Raw genomic sequence first — 18433 nt, 5'->3', positions numbered from 1 at the left:
GATGGCCAATCCCTATGCAGGTGAGGTGGCGGTCTGGCTGGATGGCAAGCGGCATGTGGCCAAGCTGACGCTGGGGGCGCTGGCCGAGCTGGAGGAAGCTCTGGCGGCGGGATCGCTGATCGAGTTGGTCGAGCGGTTTGAGGCGGGGCGGTTCACCACGCGGGATGTGCTGGCGCTCTTGCTGGCCGGGTTGCGCGGTGGCGGCTGGGGCGGCGAGCCGCGGGATTTACTGTCGGTGGAGGTGGGCGGCGGGCCGGTGGAGGCGGCGCGGGTGGCGGCGGAGCTGCTGGCGCGGGCCTTTACGGTGCCGGGGGGCAGCGGATGACGGGGGGCGTCGTGACGGGGCTCGATTGGCCGGGGCTGATGCGGGCGGGTATTCGGGGGCTGGGGCTGGAGCCCTCGGTGTTCTGGCGGCTGAGCCCGGCGGAACTGGCGCTGATGCTGGGCGAGGCGGCGGGGACGCCGCCGCTGACACGGGCGCGGCTGGCGGAACTCAGCGCGCGGTTTCCCGATACCTTGAAAGGACAGGCGGATGGCGAGTGTTGATGGCTTGGATGGGCTGGACGGGCTGAGCAGCCAAGCGGCGGCGCTGGAAAAATCGCTGGGCGGGGCCGAGGCGATGGCGGCGGCCTTCAATGGCGAGCTGGGGCGGATGCGCGACAGCATGGTGTTCACCGGGCGCGAGGTGGGGCAGCTCTCGACCAGCATCGGGCGGGGGCTGCGGGGCGCGTTTGACGGGCTGATTTTTGACGGGATGAAGCTGTCGGATGCGTTGAAAAGCGTGGCGCAGAGCATGGCGGACAGCGTCTATGCGGTGGCGCTGAAGCCGGTGCAAAACGCGCTGGGCGGCGCGATTGCAGGCGGGATGAACGACCTTCTGAGCGGGCTGTTCGGCTTTGCGCAGGGCGGTGCCTTTGCGCAAGGGCGGGTGATGCCCTTTGCCAAGGGCGGCGTGGTCAGTCAGCCGGTGAGTTTTGCCATGCGCGGCGGCCGGGGCCTGATGGGCGAGGCGGGGCCGGAGGCGATCATGCCGCTGGCGCGCGGGGCCGATGGGCGGCTGGGCGTGCAGGCGGCGGGGGGCGGCGGCGCGGTGAATGTGGTGATGAATGTGCAGACGCCGGATGCCGCGAGTTTCGCGCGCAGCCAGAGCCAGATTGCGGCGCAGATCAACCGGGTGCTGGCGCGCGGCGCGCGGAACCGTTGAGGGGGAACCAATGGCGTTTCACGAGGTGAGATTTCCCGCAAATCTGAGCTTTGGCTCGGTCGGCGGGCCGGAGCGGCGCACGGAAATCGTGACGCTGACCAATGGGTTCGAGGAGCGCAACAGCCCCTGGGCGCATTCGCGGCGGCATTATGATGCGGGGGTGGGGTTGCGCTCGCTGGATGATGTCGCGGCGCTGATTGCGTTTTTCGAGGCGCGGGCCGGGCAGCTGCACGGGTTTCGCTGGAAGGATTGGGCGGATTACAAATCCTGCCCGCCGTCGCAGGCGCCGGCGTTTCAGGATCAGCTGTTGGGGCTGGGGGACGGGGTGCAGACCGATTTTCAGCTCTCGAAAACCTATGTCTCGGGCGGGGTGAGTTACCGGCGGCCGATTGCCAAGCCGGTTTCGGGGACGGTGCTGGTGGGGATGGGCGGTGACGCTTTGGTCGAGACGGTGGGCTATGCGCTGGATCTGACCAGGGGCGTGGTCAGCTTTTTCACGCCGCCGCCGGAGGGGGCGCAGGTGACCGCGGGGTTCGAGTTTGACGTGCCGGTGCGCTTTGACGCCGACCGGATCGCCGTTTCGGTCGCCTCGTTCCAGGCGGGGGATCTGCCGCAGGTGCCGGTGGTGGAGGTGCGGCTGTGATTTTTCCGGAGCAATTACAAGCGCATCTGGCAAGCGGGGCGAGCACGGTTTGCCGCGCCTGGGCGGTGACACGGCGCGATGGGGCGGTGCTGGGGTTCACCGATCATGACGGGGCGCTGAGTTTCGAAGGGATCGGGTTTCAGCCCGGCAGCGGGATGACCGCCAAGGCTTTGGTGCAGGCGACGGGGCTGTCGGTGGACAATACCGAGGCCTATGGCGCGCTGAGTGCCGAGGCGCTGACCGAGGCGGATCTCATGGCCGGGCGCTATGACGGGGCGGAGGTCCGGGCCTGGCTGGTGAACTGGGCCGATGTCGGCCAGCGGGCGCTGATCTTTCGCGGCACTTTGGGCGAGATTGCGCGGGCGGAGGGGGCGTTTACCGCCGAATTGCGCGGCTTGAGCGAGGCTTTGGGCCAAAGCAACGGGCGGATTTATCATCCGCGCTGTGCGGCGGTGCTGGGGGATGCGCAGTGCCGGTTTGATCTGGGGCAATCGGGCTATGTCACGGAAAATCCTGTGGAAACCGGGGCGGGGGCGCGGCTGTTTCCCTTTGCGGGTTTGGCGGAATTTGAGGATCGCTGGTTCGAGAAGGGCGTGCTGACGGTGCTGACCGGGACGGCGGCGGGGCTTTTCGGCGTGGTGAAGAATGACCGTTTGTCGGGCGCGGGCCGGGTGGTGGAGCTGTGGCAGGATCTGGGGATCGTTCCTGCCGTGGGCGATCTGGTGCGGATCACGGCGGGCTGTGACCGGCGGGCGGATACTTGTCGGTTGAAGTTTAACAATTTCAACAACTTTCGCGGCTTTCCGCATCTGCCGGGGGAGGATTGGCTGATCTCATATCCGGTGAGTGCGGGGGCGAATGACGGCGGGAGCCTGTTCTCGTGATCGGGGCGGAGGCTGTGGTCGAGGCGCGGAAATGGCTCGGCACGCCCTATCTGCATCAGGCGAGTGTGCGGGGGGCGGGGTGTGATTGCCTCGGGCTGATCCGGGGCGTCTGGCGCGGGCTCTATGGCGCTGAGCCGGAGGTGCCGCCGCCCTATAGCGCCGATTGGGCGGAGCCTGCGCGGGAAGAGGCGCTTTGGGCGGCGGCCTTGCGGCATTTGTGGCCGCTGGCGGCGGATGTGCCGATCTCTGGCGGGCAAGTGCTGCTCTTTCGGATGCGCAGCGACGGGGTGGCGAAACATCTGGGGATTGCCGCCGGAGCGGCGGCGTTTCTGCATGCCTATGGCGGGCATGGGGTGGTGGAAAGTCCGCTCTCCGCGCCCTGGCGGCGGCGGGTGGTGGCGCGGTTTGAATTTCCAAAAAGGGGGCTCTGATGGCCACGATATTGCTCTCGGCTGCCGGGGCGTCCTTGGGGGCGGGATTTGGCGGTGCGGTTCTGGGCCTCTCGGGCGCGGTGATTGGCCGGGCGGTGGGGGCGACGCTGGGGCGGGTGATCGACCAGCGGTTGCTGGGCGCGGGGTCGCAGGCGGTGGAGGGGCCGCGGGTGGACCGGTTCCGGCTGTCCTCGGCCTCGGAAGGCGATCCGGTGGCGCGGGTCTGGGGGCGGATGCGGCTGGCGGGGCAGGTGATCTGGGCCACGCGCTTTGTCGAGACGCAGAGCACCTCGGGCGGGGGCAAGGGGGTGCCGAGCCAGCCGAAGGTGACCAGTTACAGCTATTCGGTCAGTCTGGCGCTGGCGCTCTGTGAAGGCGAGATTTTGCGGGTGGGGCGGATCTGGGCGGATGGGATCGAACTGGCGCCGACCGAGCTGAATTTCCGCGTTTATGCCGGGGGTGAGGATCAGCTGCCCGATCCGAAGATTGCGGCGGTGGAGGGGGCGGGGATGGCGCCTGCCTATCGCGGGATTGCCTATGTGGTGATCGAGGATCTGGCGCTGGAGCGGTTTGGCAACCGGGTGCCGCAATTCACCTTTGAGGTGGTGCGGGCGGCGCAGGGGGCGCTGGTGGACAGCGTGCCGGATCTGACGCGCGGGGTAGAGGCGGTGGCGCTGATCCCCGGGACGGGGGAATTCGCGCTGGCGACGCGGGCGGTGCATTACGATCTGGGGCTGGGGGAGAGCGGGGCGGGGAATGTGAACTCGCCCTCGGGTCTGAGCGATTTTGCGACCTCGCTGAAGGCGCTGGATGAGGAGCTGCCGAAGTGCGGTGCGACTTCGCTGGTCGTGAGCTGGTTTGGCGATGATCTGCGCTGCGGGGCCTGTCAGGTGCAGCCGAAGGTGGAGCAGGCGGAGTTTGAGGGCGACAGTATGAGCTGGACCGTCTCGGGCGTGAACCGGGCGGCGGCGGGGCTGGTGGCGCGGGCCGAGGGCCGGGTGGTTTATGGCGGCACGCCTGCGGATGGCGCGGTGATCGAGGCGATTGCGGCGCTGCGGGCGGCGGGCAAGGCGGTGATGTTCTATCCCTTTGTGCTGATGGAGCAGCTGGCGGGGAATGCTCTGCCCGATCCCTATGGCGGGGCGGAGCAGGCGGTGCTGCCTTGGCGCGGGCGGATCACGCTGGAGGTTGCGCCGGGGATGGCGGGGAGCACGGACCGCACGGCGGCGGCTGAGGCGGAGGTGGCAGCTTTTTTCGGGGCGGCCGCGCCGGGGGATTTTGCGGTGGACGGGGAGACGGTGGTCTATTCCGGTCCGGCGGAATGGTCGTTCCGGCGGATGATCCTGCATTATGCGCATCTCTGCGCGCTGGCGGGCGGGGTGGAGGCGTTCTGCATCGGCTCTGAATTGCGCGGGCTAACGCAGATCCGGGGGGCGGGGGACAGTTTTCCGGCGGTGGCGGCGCTGCGTCAGCTGGCGGCGGAGGTGCGGGCGATCCTGCCGGGTGCCAGGATCGGCTATGCCGCCGATTGGAGCGAATATTTCGGCTATCAGACGCCGGAGGGTGATCTGCGCTATCATCTGGACCCGCTCTGGGCAGATGAAAATGTCGATTTCGTCGGCATCGACAATTACCTGCCGCTGTCGGATTGGCGGGCGGGGGAGGATCACCTCGATGCCAGCTGGGGGGCGATTTACAACCTTGATTACCTGCAGGCGAATATCGAGGGTGGGGAGTACTACGATTGGTATTATGCCTCGGAGGCGCATCGGGCGGCGCAGATCCGCACGCCGATCACCGATGGTGAGGGGGAGCCCTGGGTCTGGCGGGTGAAGGACATCCGCAACTGGTGGGCCCATGCGCATCACGAGCGGATTGGCGGCGTGCGGCAGGCGGTGGCGAGCGCCTGGGTGCCGGAGGGCAAGCCGATCTGGTTCACCGAGCTTGGCTGTGCGGCGGTGGATAAGGGGACCAATCAGCCGAACAAATTCATTGACCCGAAGTCGAGTGAATCGAGCCTGCCCTATTTCTCGGACGGGCGGCGCGATGAGCTGATCCAGATGCAATATCTGCGGGCGATGGCGGATTATTGGGGGGCGCATAATCCGGTGTCGGGGGTCTATGCGGGGCCGATGCTGGAGATGGGGCGGGCGCATGTCTGGGCCTGGGATATGCGGCCGTTTCCGTATTTTCCGGGCAATACCGAGCTTTGGGCCGATGGCGGAAATTATGCGCGCGGGCATTGGATTTCGGGCCGCGCGGTGGCGCAGCCTCTGGCCTCGGTGGTGGCAGAGATTTGTGGCGCGGCGGGGCTCTCGTCGGTCGATGTTTCGGGGCTGTACGGTCTGGTGCGGGGCTATGCTTTGGCCGGGGATGAGACCGGGCGGGCGGCGCTGCAACCCCTGATGCTGGCGCATGGGTTTGAGGCGCTGGAGCGTGAGGGGGCCTTGGTGTTTCGCATGCGCGACGGGCGGGTGACGGCGGCGCTGGGTCTGCAGGATCTGGCGCTGGGCAATGATAGCGCGGGGCTGGAGACACTGCGCGCGCCTGAGGCCGAGATGATGGGCCGGGTGCGTTTGAGCTACATCGAGGCCGAGGGGGATTTTGAGACCCGGGCGGTCGAGGCTTTGTTCCCCGATGAGACGGCGGCGGCGGCGGCGCAGACGGCCCTGCCGCTGGCAATGACGCGGGCCGAGGCGCAGGCCACGGCGGAGCGCTGGCTGGCCGAGGCGCGGGTGGCGCGGGATGGGGCACGCTTTGCGCTGCCGCCGTCGCGGGCCGCGCTGGGCGCAGGCGATGTGGTGGCGCTGACCACGCCCGAGGGGGTGGCGCGCTATCGGCTGGACCGGGTCGAGACGGCGGGGGCGCTGGAGATCGAGGCGGTGCGGGTGGAGGCGGGGGTCTATCAGGCCTCGGATGAGGCGGAGGAGCGGGTGGTGCCGAAGGCCTTTGCCGCGCCGGTGCCGGTGCTGCCGGTTTTCATGGATCTGCCTTTGCTGACGGGGACCGAGGATCCCTATGCGCCGCATCTGGCGGTGACGGCGACCCCCTGGCCGGGGACGGTCGCGGTCTATTCCGCGCCCGAGGACAATGGCTATGCGCTGAACCTCACGCTCTCGGCCAAGGCGGTGCTGGGGGTGACGCAGACGGCGCTGCCCTGGGCGGTTGCGGGGGTGCTGGATCGTGGGCCCGCATTGCGGGTGAGGCTGAGCGGCGGGGCGCTGGAGGCGGTGAGCCTCGGCCGGATGCTGGAGGGGGCGAATGCGCTGGCGATCGGCTCGGACGATGGCGATGTCTGGGAGGTGATGCAGTTTTCGCAAGCGGTGCTGGTGGCGCCGGGACTCTGGGAGATCTCGGGGCGGCTCCGGGGGCAGGCGGGAACCGATGGGGTGATGCCGGAGGTCTGGCCGGTGGGCAGCCGGGTGGTGCTGCTGAACGGCGCGCCCGCGCAGATCGCGCTGGCCCCCTCGGCGCGGGGGCTGGTGCGGCACTACCGCATCGGCCCGGCCCGGCGGGGCTATGACGATCCGTCCTACAAACATCTGGTGCGGGCTTTTGCCGGGGTGGGGCTGCGGCCCTATGCGCCGGTGCATTTGCGGGCGGATGCGCTGGGCGGCGATCTGGCGTTGCGCTGGGTGCGGCGGACGCGGATCGACGGCGATGGCTGGGAGGCGGTGGAAGTGCCGCTGGGCGAGGGCAGCGAGGCCTATCTGCTGCGGGTGGTGCAGGGCGGCGCGATCCGGCGCGAGCTGGTGTTGGGCGAGGCCGCCTGGACCTATACGGCGGCGGCGCAGGCGGCGGATGCGGTCAGCGGGCCCTTCGAGATTCAGGTGGCGCAATTGTCGGAGACATTCGGGCCGGGGCCCTTTGCGAGGAGAGAGATCAATGGCTGAGACGGGAAATCTGACGCTGCCGCTGCTGGCCCCGGCGCAGGCGCAAAAGCATGTGACGGTGAATGAGGCTTTGGTGCGGCTGGACGGGCTGGTGCCGCTGGTGCTGATCTCGTGCAGTCTTACCACGCCGCCGGCGGTGGTGGCGGAGGGGGCCACCTATGGCGTGCCGGTGGGGGCGGTGAACGATTGGGCCGGGCAAGAGGGGCGGGTGGCGATTGGCAGCAATGGCGGCTGGGTCTTTGCCGATCCGGCGGCGGGGTGGCGGGCGCAGATTCTGGATGAGGGGCTGCCCGCCATCCATTCGGGCGCGGATTGGGTGGCGGGGGCGCTCAGCCTCTCGCCGCATGGGGCGGGGCTGCGGGCGGGGCTGGCCGAGATTGACCATGTGATCGGTGCCGGGGCGACATCGACCACGGCCTATGTCATCCCGGCGCATGCGATGGTGATCGGGGTGACGGCGCGGGTGACGGTGGCGCTGACCGGCACGCTGACCAGCTGGCAATTGGGCAATGCCGGGGCGCCGGACCGCTTTGGCTCGGGTCTCGGGCTGGGGCTGGGGAGCTGGGGGCGGGGGACTTTGGGCGCGCCGCTGACCTATTACAGCCCGGAAACGCTGATGTTGACCGCCACCGGGGGGAGTTTTGCGGGCGGGACCGTGCGGCTTGCGGTGCATTGGCTGGAACTTGGCCTGCCCTCGGTGTGAGGGGCGCAGATGCGGCAGGTGATGCATGGCGATGTGGTGGCGGCGGCGCGGGCGCTGTTGCCGCTGCCGGTGGCGCGGCGGCGGGCCGAGCTGGACTGGCTGATCGCGCGGGCCGAGGCGGCGGACCGGTTTCGAAAGCGGTTGGGGCGGGCGCATCCCGACTGGGGCAATGGCAGCCTGATGGGGGCGGCGATGCGGGGGCCGCTGCCGCCCGAGCCGCATCTCAGCGATCCCGATTACCTCGATTGTCTGGCCGAGGTGATTGCGGCGCTGGTGGCCCGGCGGCGGCGGTGATCTGCGCGCCGGGGCGGGGTTTTCCTTCGGATGCCCTTCCGCTATGCCTGTTTCAGCCTATGTGTTAGGCTCACGGCAAACGGAGGCTCTGCGATGGCTGAAAAACGCGTGAAAATGGCGATGGTCGACCCGGTCTGGAACCGGATCTGCGACGAGGCCGAGGCCGCCGTGCGCGATGAGCCGCTGCTGGGCGGGCTGATCCATTCGGGCCTTTTGCATCACGCGACGATGGAGCGGGCGTTGGCCTATCGCTTTTCGCTGAAACTCGCCTCGGGCGAGATGAGCGAGCAGATTTTGCGCGAGATTGCCGATGAGGCCTACAGCGATGCGCCCGAACTGGGCCAGGCGGCGCGGGCCGATCTGATGGCGGTTTATGACCGCGATCCGGCCTGCCACCGGCTGTTGCAGCCGATGCTGTTTTTCAAGGGATATCAGGCGGTTCAGGCTTACCGTGTCGGCCATTGGCTTTGGCAGAAGGGCCGCCGGGACATGGCCTATTTCGTGCAGATGCGCGTCTCGGAAGTGTTCGGGGTGGATATCCATCCGAATGCGAAACTGGGGCAGGGCATCATGATCGACCATGCGCATTCCATCGTCATCGGCGAGACGGCGGTGGTGGGTGACAATGTCTCGATGCTGCATTCGGTGACGTTGGGCGGCACCGGGAAAGAGGATGGCGACCGGCATCCGAAGATCGGCAACGGGGTGATGATTGGTGCCGGAGCGAAGGTGCTGGGCAATATCCATGTGGGCGAATGCTCGCGGATCGCGGCGGGGTCGGTGGTGCTGATCCCGGTGCCGCGCTGCTCAACCGTGGCCGGGGTGCCGGCGCGGGTGGTGGGCGAGGCGGGCTGTCCGCAACCGGCGCTGAACATGGATCAGATCCTGCACGAGAAGTGATCTGTTTGTGACAACGCGATGTGGGGCGCCGGGGGGAAACTCCGGCGTTTTGCGTTTGTGTTGTTGCGGCAGTGGGCGCGCTCTGGGGGGGCTGCAACATTCGCCGCAGCAATAAAAAAGCCCGCAGAAATCTGCGGGCTTTTTCAGGTATTTGAGCCGGATCAGGCCAGCATACCCATCGGGTTTTCCAGATATTCGACGATGGCTTTCAGCAGTTCTGCCCCCAGCGCGCCGTCGATCACCCGGTGATCGACCGAAAGGGTCATCGACATCATCGTCGCCACTTCAATCTCGCCCGATTTGCCGACGATGGGTTTTTTCACCCCGGCACCGACGGCGAGAATCGCGCCATGCGGCGGGTTGATCACGGCGTCGAAGTTTTCGACCCCCATCATCCCGAGGTTGGAGATGGCAAAGCTGCCGCCCTGATATTCATGCGGCGCGAGCTTGCGGTTACGTGCCCGGCCCGCGAGGTCTTTCATCTCGGAGGAGAGGGCCGAGAGCGATTTGGCTTCGGCATCTTTCAGCACCGGGGTGAAGAGGCCGCCTTCGATGGCGACGGCCACAGCCACATCCGAGGCTTTCATCTTCAGCACGCGGTCGCCTGCCCAGACGGCATTGGCATCCGGCACCGCCTGCAGCGCGAGGGCGCAGGCTTTGATGATGAAATCATTGACCGAGAGCTTGATGCCGCGGGCTTCGACCTTCTTGTTCAGCTCGCCCCGGAACGCCATCAGCGCATCGAGGTTCACTTCGCGGCGCAGGTAGAAATGCGGGATGGTCTGCTTGGCCTCGGTCAGACGGGCGGCGATGGTCTTGCGCATGCCGTCGAGCGGAACCTCGGTATAGCTGCGACCCTCGTACATTTTCGCCACATTGCTGGCGGAAACCGCGGGGGCGGCGGCCGGAGCCGGAGCGGCTGCCGGTGCGGCGGCTGCGGGGGCGGCTTTCGGCGCGGCGGTCGCATTTTCCACATCGGCCTTGACGATGCGGCCATGCGGGCCGGAGCCTTTCAGCGTGGTCAGGTCCAGACCCTTGTCCGCCGCGATGCGACGGGCGAGGGGCGAGGCGAAGACTCGGTTGCCGTCGGCCTTGGGCGCGGCCGGAGCGGGGGCGCTGGAGGTTGCCGCTGCGGCGGGTGCTGCTGCCGCCGGGGCCGCAGCGGGAGCTGCGGCGGCTTTGGCGGCGGGGGCGGCATCGGCGCTTTCGCCTTCTTCCAGCAGGACGGCGATGGCGGTGTTCACTTTCACCCCGGCCGTGCCTTCGGCGATCAGGATCTTGCCCATCACGCCTTCGTCCACCGCCTCAAACTCCATCGTCGCCTTGTCGGTTTCAATCTCGGCGAGGATATCGCCGGATTTCACCGTATCGCCTTCTTTCACCAGCCATTTGGCCAGCGTGCCCTCTTCCATCGTGGGCGAGAGCGCGGGCATCAGAATCTCGGTTGCCATGGCTGTTCCCCTTAGCGGTAGGTGACTTTTTTGACAGCGGCGACCACTTCATCGGGAGTGATCAGCGCCAGCTTTTCGAGGTTTGCGGCATAGGGCATCGGCACGTCTTTGCCCGTGCAGTTGATCACCGGCGCGTCGAGGTAGTCGAAGGCGCGTTCCATGATCACCGAGGACAGGTGGTTGCCGATCGAGCCCACCGGGAAGCCCTCTTCCACGGTGACGCAGCGGTTGGTTTTCATCACCGAGGCCAGCACGGTGTCGTAGTCGATCGGGCGCAGGGTGCGCAGGTCGATCACTTCCGCCGAGATGCCTTCTGCTGCGAGTTTCTCGGCCGCTTCCAGCGCATGGCTGACGCCGATGCCAAAGGAAACCAGCGTCACATCCGTGCCTTCGCGCCAGATTTTGGCCTTGCCGAAGGGGATGGTGAAATCGTCAAGCACCGGTACCTCGAAGGAGCGGCCGTAGAGGATTTCGTTCTCGAGGAAGATCACCGGGTTCGGATCGCGGATCGCCTGTTTCAGCAGGCCCTTCGCGTCGGCGGCCGAATAGGGCATCACGACTTTCAGGCCGGGGATCTGCGCATACCAGGCGGCGTAGCACTGGCTATGCTGCGCGCCGACGCGGGCAGCCGCGCCGTTCGGGCCGCGGAACACCATCGGTGCGCCCATCTGGCCGCCCGACATATAGAGGGTTTTCGCCGCCGAGTTGATGATGTGGTCAATCGCCTGCATGGCGAAGTTGAAGGTCATGAACTCGACAATCGGGTTCAGCCCGCCAAAGGAGGCGCCGACGGCGATCCCGGCAAAGCCATGCTCGGTGATCGGGGTGTCGATGACGCGTTTGGGGCCGAACTCATCCAGAAGACCCTGGCTGATCTTATAGGCGCCTTGGTATTCACCGACTTCTTCCCCCATCAGGAAGACATTGGGATTGCCGCGCATTTCCTCGGCCATGGCTTCGCGCAGCGCTTCCCGCACGGTCATGGTTTTCATTGGCGTGCCTTCCGGCCAATCCGGCGAGAGGTCGGCTTTCGGCGCGGCGGGGGCGGCAGCGGTCGCGGCCGCAGGCGCGGCGGCGGCTGCCGGTGCGGGGGCTGCCTCGGCGGCGGGGGCCTTCGGCGTTGCACCGGCCTCTTCGCCTTCTTCCAGCAGGACGGCGATGGCGGTGTTCACCTTCACGCCAGCGGTGCCTTCGGCGATCAGCAATTTGCCCATCACGCCTTCATCCACCGCTTCGAACTCCATCGTCGCTTTGTCGGTTTCGATCTCGGCGAGGATCTGGCCGGATTTGACCGTATCGCCTTCCTTCACCAGCCATTTGGCCAGCGTGCCTTCCTCCATCGTCGGAGACAGGGCGGGCATGAGAATTTCGGTTGCCATTCTTTGTCTCCTTACGCGTAGATGTCAGTCCAGAGCTCGGACAGGGCCGGCTCGGGGCTTTCTTTGGCGAATTCAGCGGATTCGTTGACGATCGCCTTGATCTCTTTGTCGATGGCTTTCAGATCGTCATCGGTCGCATGGCCGCCTTGCAGCAGCAATTCGCGCACATGTTCGATGGCATCACGCTCGTCGCGCATCTTCTGCACTTCCTCGCGCGAGCGGTATTTCGCGGGGTCAGACATCGAATGGCCGCGGTAGCGGTAGGTGTTCACTTCGAGGATATAGGGGCCTTCGCCCGCGCGGCAGGCGGCAACCGCGCGCTCGCCCGCGGCTTTCACCGCCAGAACGTCCATGCCGTCCACGGCCTCGCCCTTGATGCCGTACGCCGCGCCGCGTTCCCACAGGCTCGGGGATTTGGTCGAGCGTTTGACGCTGGTGCCCATCGCGTATTGGTTGTTCTCAATGACGAAAACCACCGGCAGGTTCCACAGCTCGGCCATGTTGTAGGTCTCGTAGACCTGGCCCTGGTTGGCCGCGCCATCGCCGAAATAGGTGAAGGTCACGCGTTTGTTGTCGAGATATTTGTCGGCAAAGGCCAGACCCGCGCCCAGCGGCACCTGCGCGCCGACGATGCCATGGCCGCCGTAGAAATGCTTCTCTTTCGAGAACATGTGCATCGAGCCGCCCTTGCCGCGCGAATAGCCGCCTTCGCGGCCGGTCAGCTCGGCCATCACCCCTTTGGGGTCCATGCCGCAGGCGAGCATATGCCCGTGATCGCGGTAGGAGGTGATGCGTTTGTCGCCTTCCTCGGCCGCGGCCTCAAGGCCGACCACCACGGCTTCCTGGCCGATATAGAGGTGGCAGAAACCGCCGATCAGGCCCATGCCATAAAGCTGGCCTGCCTTTTCTTCAAAGCGGCGGATCAACAGCATCTCACGGTAGAACTTCAGCAGTTCTTCCTTCGAGACATTGGAGCGGTCAGCGCCCTTGTCTTCAGGGCTCTTGCGCGGTGCCATGCGGCCTCCTCCCATCGTCTGTGGAATAGTTCACCATTAAACTATTCGAACAATGTCGACGGGGCAAGGGCAATCCGGCCTTTTGGCACGCGGGAGCGCGGCAAATTGCCGGTGCCGCCGGTGTGGCGGGCGGGCCTTTTGCGGCCGATGCCCGACAGGGCGGTCAACGGGAAGCGGGCTGTGGCGCCGCCGGTGATGCGCGTTCAGCGGATCACGATCTCATCCGAGCGGATCGAGCCCAGCACATCGCGGGCCCGCTCGTCCAGCAGATCGAGGTCGAGATAGTCGTCCGACAGGCGCCGGGTCAGGTTGGTCATCCGGAGCACTTCGGTTTTCAGCTCATCGCGCTGCGCGTTGAGTGCGGCGGTTTCCGCTTCCACTTCCACCCGGCGGAACACGCCATAGCCACCCTGCACCGCGGCAAAGGTGAAATAGGCGCCCAGCACAAAGGCCAGCGAAAAGAAGATGATCGGCCCGATGGAGGGGCTTTTGCGCGTCATGGGAACTGCCTGTTTCCGGGCGCCTCTCTGGGCGCATTGACCCGGAGAATGCCACAGGCGAATCAGAAAGGGAATCCCTCAAAGGAAGGGCCCCGGCGGAATTCCGACGGGGCCCCCGGTCTGTGGCAGATATCCGCCGGATGAAATCAGGCTTTGCCTTTGTAGATGTCGATCAGCTTGCCCAGCATGTCGAGCGCTTCGGCGCGCGGACGCTGGAACGAGTTGCGGCCGATGATCGAGCCATTGCCGCCGCCATCGCGGATCGCGCGGGCATCGTCGTATACCGAATCCGCGCCTTTCTTGGCGCCGCCGGAGAAGACGACGATGCGGCGCCCGGCAAAGCTCGCGTCCATGCAATGTTTGACGCGGGCGGCCTGGGTCGCGATGTCGATCTTTTCGGCCTCATAGACCTTTTTGGCTTCCGGCAGCATCAGGTGATCGGTCGACAGCTTGATCTTGATGATATGCGCGCCGAGAAGGGCGGCGATCTGCGCGGCATAAGCCGCCACATCAATCGCCGTCTCACCGTCCTTGCTGATCGCTTCGCCGCGCGGATAGGACCAGATGACGGTGGCAATGCCCTTGGCCGCCGCCTCTTTGCGCATGGCGACGATTTCTTCATACATGTCGAGCTGCGCATCCGAGCCCGGATAGATGGTGAAACCGATGGCCGCACAGCCCAGACGCAGCGCATCATCGACCGAGGCCGTCACCGCTTGATTCTTGCCGCAGGTGTCAGACATCAGCGAATTGGCCGAGTTCACTTTGAGAATCGTCGGGATCTGCCCGGCATAGGTGTCGGCGCCCGCCTCAAGGCTGCCCAGCGGCGCGGCATAGGCGTTCAGCCCGGCGTCGATCGCCAGCTGGTAGTGATAGAGCGGGTCATAGGCCGCCGGGTTCATCGCGAAAGTGCGTGCAGGCCCGTGTTCAAAGCCCTGATCCACCGGCAGGATGATCATTTTGCCGGTGCCGCCCAATTTGCCTTCCATCAGCATCGAGCAGAGCTTGGCCTTCACGCCGGGGGTTTCGCCTTCGTAATTGGCCAGGATCTTTTGAACGACTTTGGTTGCACGCATCGGTAGCCTCCGGAAAAATGCTTCGGCCAAGGCTTAAATGCCGCTGTGCAGCACTGCAACTTTGTTGGCGCTAACGGGCGGAAAATACAGCCGAAAACCGCTCAAAATGCGACGCCAGCGCGCTTGGCGCTGGCGTGCTGAAGATTTGCTCGAAAGGCGGGCGGATGCTCAGGCCATCAGCGCCGCGACGCCGGGCAATTCCTTGCCCTCCATCCATTCCAGGAAGGCGCCGCCCGCGGTGGAGATATAGGTGAAATCCGCCGCCGCCCCGGCCTTGTTCAGCGCGGCCACGGTATCACCGCCACCCGCGACCGAGATCAGCTTGCCTGCGCGGGTCAACTCGGCCGCTTTTGCCGCCGCCGCATTGGTGGCGCGGTCAAAGGGCGCGATTTCAAAGGCACCCAGCGGGCCGTTCCAGATCAGCGTCTGGCAGGCCTCGAACACCGCCGACACTTCCGCCACGCTCTGCGGACCGGCATCGAGAATCATCGCATCCGCCGGGCAGGCCGTGGCGGGCAGGGTCTCATTCTCGGCCCCCGCCTTGAACTCGCGCGCGCAGACCACATCGACGGGCAGATGAATCGTGCAGCCCGCCGCCTTGGCCTTGGCAAAGATCTCGAGCGCGGTCGGCGCCATCTCGCGTTCCGCGAGCGATTTGCCCACGTCGATGCCCTGCGCCACAAGGAACGTGTTGGCCATGCCGCCGCCGATCACCAGATGATCGACCTTCTCCACCAGATTGCCCAGCAGATCGAGCTTGGTCGAGACCTTGGCGCCGCCGACCACCGCCACCACCGGCCGCGCCGGATTGCCGAGTGCGGCCTCCAGCGCCTTCAGCTCGGCCTCCATCAACCGGCCTGCCGCGGCGGGCAAAAGCCGCGCCAGCGCTTCGGTCGAGGCATGGGCGCGGTGCGCCGCCGAGAAAGCGTCATTCACATAGACCTGCCCCAAAGCGGCGAGGGATGCGGCAAATTCCGGCTCGTTCTTCTCTTCCCCGGCATGGAAACGGGTGTTTTCCAGCAACAGGACGCCGCCCTCGGCCAGCGCCGCCACCGCGCGCTTGGCCGGACCGCCAATGCAATCCTCGGCAAAGCTGACCGGCACGCCGAGCGCCGATTGCAGCGCGGGCACCAGCGGCGCGAGGCTCATCTCCGGCACGACCTGACCTTTCGGGCGGCCGAAATGCGCCATCAGCACCGGCTTGCCGCCTTTGGCCAGAATGTCGCGCACCGTGGGAACGATCTTTTCGATCCGCGTGGCATCGGTCACGACGCCCGCTTCCATCGGCACGTTGATATCGACCCGCACCAGCACGATTTTGCCTGCCAGCTCGATATCATCCAGCGTCTTCCAGCCCATTCGGTCTCTCCTTGCCCCGGGTTTCGGCGCGAGCATGTCGCGACCTCCCGCATTCGTCAACGTATCGCGCCCATTTGCCCTTTTCTTGGGCGGCGCCAGCAATTAGGTTTTGCCGAAATTGTCAGGAGATGACCATGGCCGAAATCAAAGATCCCGAAAACACCATCATCATCGAGCTGAAAGACGGCCCGGTGGTGATCGAACTCTTGGCCGCCGTGGCGCCGAAGCACACCGAGCGGATGAAGGAACTGGCCCGCGCCGGTGCCTATGACAACGTTGCCTTCCACCGCGTCATCAACGGCTTCATGGCGCAGACCGGCGATGTCGAGCACGCCAATATGGAAAAAGACTACAACCCGGGCCGCGCCGGCACCGGTGGTTCCGATCTGCCCGATCTGCCTGCAGAATTCTCGAAACTGCCGCATGACCGCGGCACGCTCGGCGCCGCCCGCTCGGCCAATCCGAATTCGGCCAACAGCCAGTTCTTCATCAACTTTGCCGACAACCATTTCCTCAACGGCCAATACACCGTCTATGGCCGGGTGATCGAAGGCATGGAGCATGTCGACAAGATCGTCCGCGGCGAGCCGCCGCGCAATCCGGACCGGATGATCTCGGTGAAAGTGGCCGCCGATGCGTAAGCTCGCGCTGATCGCGGCACTGGCGCTGGCACCGCTCACCGCCGCCGCGCAGGACGGCACCACCGCGCCGGATGGCCCCGGCCCCAATCTCGTGCTGGAGGTGGCGGGTGCCGCCAGCGGCAAGATCGTCATCGATCTTTTGCCCGATGTCGCCCCGGAGCATGTGGCGCAGATCACCAAACTCGCGGAAGAGGGCGCCTATGATGACGTCGTCTTCCACCGGGTGATCGATGGTTTCATGGCACAAACCGGCGATGTCAAATTCGGCAAACGCAGCGGTGACACGGCGATGGCGGGGATGGGCGGCTCGGATCTGCCGGATCTGAAGGCCGAGTTCTCCGACCGTGCCTTCACCCGCGGCATGGTCGGCATGGCGCGCAGCTCGAATCCGGATTCGGCCAACAGCCAGTTCTTCATCATGTTCGATGAGGCGCCCTTCCTGAACGGCCAATACACGATCGTCGGCCATGTGGTCAGCGGCATGGATGTGGTCGATGCGATCAAAAAGGGCGACCAGGCCGCAAACGGCGCGGTGACCGATCCCGATTATATCGCCCACGCCACGGTCGAGAAATAAGCAAGGCGCGGGGGGGCAGCCCCCCGCTCCCCATCCCGCAATGAACAAGGGCGGCTCCGCCGGAGCCGCCCTTTCGCACTATACTACCACAACCTCCTGAAATCGCCCGCATTTCTTCTTGGCGAAAATACCTCGGGGGGAGGCCGCAGGCCGGGGGGCAGCGCCCCCCAACCCGGCCGGGTCCTGGTCTCAGCCGATCACCACCAAAGCATGCCGCTTCTTGCCCGCGGTCAGCTTCACCGGCACCGCCAGATCCTCGGCGGTGAACATCATCCCCGCATCCTGCGCCAGCGCATCATTCACCCGCGCGCCGCCCTCGGCGATCAGGCGTTTCGCATCCTTGCCGGTCTTGGCCAGCCCCGAGCGCACCACCAGCTGCGCGAGGCTGATGCCTTCGCCAACTTCCCCGGCCCCGAGCGAGAGGGTCGGCAGATCATCCCCGACGCCGCCCTTTTCAAAGACTTCCCGCGCCGTGGCCTCTGCCGCCGCCGCCGCCTCATCGCCGTGCAACAGCCGCGTGACCTCATTGGCGAGGATCACCTTCGCCGCATTGATCTCGGAGCCCTGCAAGGCGCCCAGACGCTCGCATTCCTCCACCGGCAGCTCGGTATAGAGCTTGAGGAAGCGGCAGACATCGTCATCCGTGGTGTTGCGCCAGAACTGCCAGAACTCATAGGAGGAGAGCATCGCGCCGTTCAGCCAGATCGCACCGCCCTGGCTCTTGCCCATCTTGCGGCCATCCGAGGTGGTCAGCAGCGGCGAGGTCAGCCCGTAGATCTCATGGTCGAGCACCCGCCGGGTCAGGTCGATCCCGTTGATGATATTGCCCCATTGATCCGAACCGCCCATCTGCAGCACACAGCCATAGCGGCGGTTCAGCTCCAGAAAATCATAGGCCTGCAGGATCATATAGTTGAACTCGAGGAAGCTCAGCGACTGCTCGCGGTCCAGCCGCGATTTCACACTCTCGAACGCCAGCATCCGGTTGACCGAAAAATGCCGCCCGATGTCGCGCAGGAACTCAAGGTAGTTCAGATTGTCCAGCCATTCGGCATTGTTGAGCATGATCGCATCGCCCGCGGCATCCCCATAGGAGAGGTAGCGCGCGAACACCTGTTTCATCCCGTCGATGTTCTCGTCGATCTTTTCCGGCGTCAGCAGCGGCCGCTCATCGGCGCGGAACGACGGGTCGCCCACCTTGGTGGTGCCGCCGCCCATCAGGGTGATCGGCTTGTGCCCGGTCTTTTGCAGCCAGCGCAGCATCATGATGTTCAAGAGATGCCCGACGTGCAAGCTCGCCGCCGTGGCATCATAGCCGATATAGGCGGGCACGACCCCCTTGATCAAAGCCTCGTCCAGCCCCTGATAATCCGTGCAATCGGCCAAAAAGCCGCGCTCGATCATCACGCGCATGAAGTCTGATTTCGGGTGGTAGGTCATCGTGCTTTCCCCTTATTTCCGCATCGCATATACCCAGTGAAA

At 65.8% G+C, this 18433-nt stretch carries 19 protein-coding genes; 12 read left to right on the top strand and 7 right to left on the bottom strand.

Annotated features, from left to right (window positions below):
• The first annotated feature begins 1 nt into the window (after position 1).
• The 10 genes from ACEN2S_RS10090 (at position 2) to cysE (ending at position 8952) form a co-directional block, all read left to right on the top strand.
• Positions 2 to 325, top strand: coding sequence for a GTA-gp10 family protein (locus ACEN2S_RS10090; RefSeq protein WP_441865765.1), 324 nt, complete (start codon positions 2 to 4; stop codon positions 323 to 325).
• Positions 322 to 546 carry a rcc01693 family protein gene (locus ACEN2S_RS10085; RefSeq protein ID WP_441865763.1) on the top strand — a complete coding sequence of 75 codons (225 nt, stop codon included), beginning with the start codon at positions 322 to 324 and terminating at the stop codon, positions 544 to 546. Before ACEN2S_RS10090 ends, ACEN2S_RS10085 begins: the two co-directional genes overlap by 4 nt.
• The gene (locus ACEN2S_RS10080) at positions 533 to 1204 is read left to right on the top strand and encodes a phage tail tape measure protein (protein WP_441865761.1); all 672 of its coding nucleotides are present in this window, start codon (positions 533 to 535) and stop codon (positions 1202 to 1204) included. Before ACEN2S_RS10085 ends, ACEN2S_RS10080 begins: the two co-directional genes overlap by 14 nt.
• A gap of 10 nt (positions 1205 to 1214) precedes the next feature.
• Complete coding sequence (locus ACEN2S_RS10075; RefSeq protein ID WP_441865758.1) at positions 1215 to 1847, top strand: phage distal tail protein, Rcc01695 family; 633 nt, start codon at positions 1215 to 1217, stop codon at positions 1845 to 1847.
• Positions 1844 to 2731: a DUF2163 domain-containing protein gene (locus ACEN2S_RS10070; RefSeq protein ID WP_441865755.1), complete on the top strand. Its 888-nt coding sequence runs from the start codon at positions 1844 to 1846 to the stop codon at positions 2729 to 2731. The genes ACEN2S_RS10075 and ACEN2S_RS10070 overlap by 4 nt, the downstream gene beginning before the upstream one ends.
• Positions 2728 to 3162 carry a peptidase gene (locus ACEN2S_RS10065; RefSeq protein ID WP_441865752.1) on the top strand — a complete coding sequence of 145 codons (435 nt, stop codon included), beginning with the start codon at positions 2728 to 2730 and terminating at the stop codon, positions 3160 to 3162. Before ACEN2S_RS10070 ends, ACEN2S_RS10065 begins: the two co-directional genes overlap by 4 nt.
• Positions 3162 to 7055 (top strand): baseplate multidomain protein megatron, encoded by a 3894-nt coding sequence (locus ACEN2S_RS10060; RefSeq protein WP_441865749.1) that lies wholly within the window; start codon positions 3162 to 3164, stop codon positions 7053 to 7055. Before ACEN2S_RS10065 ends, ACEN2S_RS10060 begins: the two co-directional genes overlap by 1 nt.
• Positions 7048 to 7758, top strand: coding sequence for a DUF2793 domain-containing protein (locus tag ACEN2S_RS10055; RefSeq protein ID WP_441865747.1), 711 nt, complete (start codon positions 7048 to 7050; stop codon positions 7756 to 7758). Before ACEN2S_RS10060 ends, ACEN2S_RS10055 begins: the two co-directional genes overlap by 8 nt.
• A gap of 9 nt (positions 7759 to 7767) precedes the next feature.
• Positions 7768 to 8052, top strand: coding sequence for a DUF7742 family protein (locus ACEN2S_RS10050; protein ID WP_441865745.1), 285 nt, complete (start codon positions 7768 to 7770; stop codon positions 8050 to 8052).
• Positions 8053 to 8145: 93 nt separating this feature from the next.
• Positions 8146 to 8952 carry a serine O-acetyltransferase gene (gene cysE / locus ACEN2S_RS10045; protein WP_441865743.1) on the top strand — a complete coding sequence of 269 codons (807 nt, stop codon included), beginning with the start codon at positions 8146 to 8148 and terminating at the stop codon, positions 8950 to 8952.
• Between the two features lie 161 nt (positions 8953 to 9113).
• On the opposite strand, the gene ACEN2S_RS10040 is transcribed toward cysE, so the two are convergent.
• From ACEN2S_RS10040 to ACEN2S_RS10015, 6 genes are all read right to left on the bottom strand, one after another.
• Positions 9114 to 10403 carry a pyruvate dehydrogenase complex dihydrolipoamide acetyltransferase gene (locus ACEN2S_RS10040; protein ID WP_441865740.1) on the bottom strand — a complete coding sequence of 430 codons (1290 nt, stop codon included), beginning with the start codon at positions 10401 to 10403 and terminating at the stop codon, positions 9114 to 9116.
• An 11-nt stretch (positions 10404 to 10414) separates the two neighbouring features.
• Positions 10415 to 11782 carry a pyruvate dehydrogenase complex E1 component subunit beta gene (locus ACEN2S_RS10035; protein WP_441865738.1) on the bottom strand — a complete coding sequence of 456 codons (1368 nt, stop codon included), beginning with the start codon at positions 11780 to 11782 and terminating at the stop codon, positions 10415 to 10417.
• Between the two features lie 11 nt (positions 11783 to 11793).
• On the bottom strand, positions 11794 to 12798 hold the full coding sequence (pdhA, locus tag ACEN2S_RS10030) for a pyruvate dehydrogenase (acetyl-transferring) E1 component subunit alpha (protein WP_441865735.1): 1005 nt from the start codon (positions 12796 to 12798) through the stop codon (positions 11794 to 11796).
• Between the two features lie 203 nt (positions 12799 to 13001).
• Positions 13002 to 13298 carry an FtsB family cell division protein gene (locus ACEN2S_RS10025; protein WP_441865733.1) on the bottom strand — a complete coding sequence of 99 codons (297 nt, stop codon included), beginning with the start codon at positions 13296 to 13298 and terminating at the stop codon, positions 13002 to 13004.
• A gap of 146 nt (positions 13299 to 13444) precedes the next feature.
• On the bottom strand, positions 13445 to 14374 hold the full coding sequence (locus tag ACEN2S_RS10020) for a class I fructose-bisphosphate aldolase (protein WP_441865731.1): 930 nt from the start codon (positions 14372 to 14374) through the stop codon (positions 13445 to 13447).
• 168 nt (positions 14375 to 14542) lie between these two features.
• Complete coding sequence (locus ACEN2S_RS10015; protein WP_441865729.1) at positions 14543 to 15733, bottom strand: phosphoglycerate kinase; 1191 nt, start codon at positions 15731 to 15733, stop codon at positions 14543 to 14545.
• A 134-nt stretch (positions 15734 to 15867) separates the two neighbouring features.
• Here ACEN2S_RS10015 and ACEN2S_RS10010 point away from each other — a divergent pair, with 134 nt between their 5' ends.
• The gene (locus tag ACEN2S_RS10010; protein ID WP_441865727.1) at positions 15868 to 16374 is read left to right on the top strand and encodes a peptidylprolyl isomerase; all 507 of its coding nucleotides are present in this window, start codon (positions 15868 to 15870) and stop codon (positions 16372 to 16374) included.
• Positions 16367 to 16951 carry a peptidylprolyl isomerase gene (locus ACEN2S_RS10005; RefSeq protein WP_441865724.1) on the top strand — a complete coding sequence of 195 codons (585 nt, stop codon included), beginning with the start codon at positions 16367 to 16369 and terminating at the stop codon, positions 16949 to 16951. Before ACEN2S_RS10010 ends, ACEN2S_RS10005 begins: the two co-directional genes overlap by 8 nt.
• 189 nt (positions 16952 to 17140) lie before the next feature.
• Here the strand turns inward: ACEN2S_RS10005 and tyrS are convergent, their stop codons facing one another.
• Positions 17141 to 18391 carry a tyrosine--tRNA ligase gene (gene tyrS, locus ACEN2S_RS10000; RefSeq protein WP_441865722.1) on the bottom strand — a complete coding sequence of 417 codons (1251 nt, stop codon included), beginning with the start codon at positions 18389 to 18391 and terminating at the stop codon, positions 17141 to 17143.
• Positions 18392 to 18433 lie beyond the last annotated feature (42 nt).

Origin of the sequence: Phaeovulum sp. W22_SRMD_FR3, from assembly GCF_052113705.1 — a bacterium.
In the GTDB taxonomy this organism is placed as follows: Bacteria; Pseudomonadota; Alphaproteobacteria; order Rhodobacterales; family Rhodobacteraceae; genus JBGQOG01.
The sequence above is the reverse complement of the archived record's forward strand: the minus strand, read 5'-3'. Positions and strand labels throughout refer to the sequence as shown.

What these genes read in the sequence shown, in the direction of transcription:
- ACEN2S_RS10060 (WP_441865749.1), top strand. Translation starts at nt 3,162, where the DNA reads ATGGCCACGATATTGCTCTCGGCTGCCGGGGCGTCCTTGGGGGCGGGA.
- ACEN2S_RS10055 (WP_441865747.1), top strand. Translation starts at nt 7,048, where the DNA reads ATGGCTGAGACGGGAAATCTGACGCTGCCGCTGCTGGCCCCGGCGCAG.
- ACEN2S_RS10015 (WP_441865729.1), bottom strand. Translation starts at nt 15,733, where the DNA reads ATGGGCTGGAAGACGCTGGATGATATCGAGCTGGCAGGCAAAATCGTG.
- ACEN2S_RS10035 (WP_441865738.1), bottom strand. Translation starts at nt 11,782, where the DNA reads ATGGCAACCGAAATTCTCATGCCCGCCCTGTCTCCGACGATGGAGGAA.
- cysE (WP_441865743.1), top strand. Translation starts at nt 8,146, where the DNA reads ATGGCTGAAAAACGCGTGAAAATGGCGATGGTCGACCCGGTCTGGAAC.
- ACEN2S_RS10010 (WP_441865727.1), top strand. Translation starts at nt 15,868, where the DNA reads ATGGCCGAAATCAAAGATCCCGAAAACACCATCATCATCGAGCTGAAA.
- ACEN2S_RS10050 (WP_441865745.1), top strand. Translation starts at nt 7,768, where the DNA reads ATGCGGCAGGTGATGCATGGCGATGTGGTGGCGGCGGCGCGGGCGCTG.
- pdhA (WP_441865735.1), bottom strand. Translation starts at nt 12,798, where the DNA reads ATGGCACCGCGCAAGAGCCCTGAAGACAAGGGCGCTGACCGCTCCAAT.
- ACEN2S_RS10090 (WP_441865765.1), top strand. Translation starts at nt 2, where the DNA reads ATGGCCAATCCCTATGCAGGTGAGGTGGCGGTCTGGCTGGATGGCAAG.
- tyrS (WP_441865722.1), bottom strand. Translation starts at nt 18,391, where the DNA reads ATGACCTACCACCCGAAATCAGACTTCATGCGCGTGATGATCGAGCGC.
- ACEN2S_RS10080 (WP_441865761.1), top strand. Translation starts at nt 533, where the DNA reads ATGGCGAGTGTTGATGGCTTGGATGGGCTGGACGGGCTGAGCAGCCAA.
- ACEN2S_RS10075 (WP_441865758.1), top strand. Translation starts at nt 1,215, where the DNA reads ATGGCGTTTCACGAGGTGAGATTTCCCGCAAATCTGAGCTTTGGCTCG.
- ACEN2S_RS10040 (WP_441865740.1), bottom strand. Translation starts at nt 10,403, where the DNA reads ATGGCAACCGAGATTCTGATGCCCGCGCTCTCGCCCACGATGGAAGAG.
- ACEN2S_RS10085 (WP_441865763.1), top strand. Translation starts at nt 322, where the DNA reads ATGACGGGGGGCGTCGTGACGGGGCTCGATTGGCCGGGGCTGATGCGG.
- ACEN2S_RS10025 (WP_441865733.1), bottom strand. Translation starts at nt 13,298, where the DNA reads ATGACGCGCAAAAGCCCCTCCATCGGGCCGATCATCTTCTTTTCGCTG.
- ACEN2S_RS10005 (WP_441865724.1), top strand. Translation starts at nt 16,367, where the DNA reads ATGCGTAAGCTCGCGCTGATCGCGGCACTGGCGCTGGCACCGCTCACC.
- ACEN2S_RS10020 (WP_441865731.1), bottom strand. Translation starts at nt 14,374, where the DNA reads ATGCGTGCAACCAAAGTCGTTCAAAAGATCCTGGCCAATTACGAAGGC.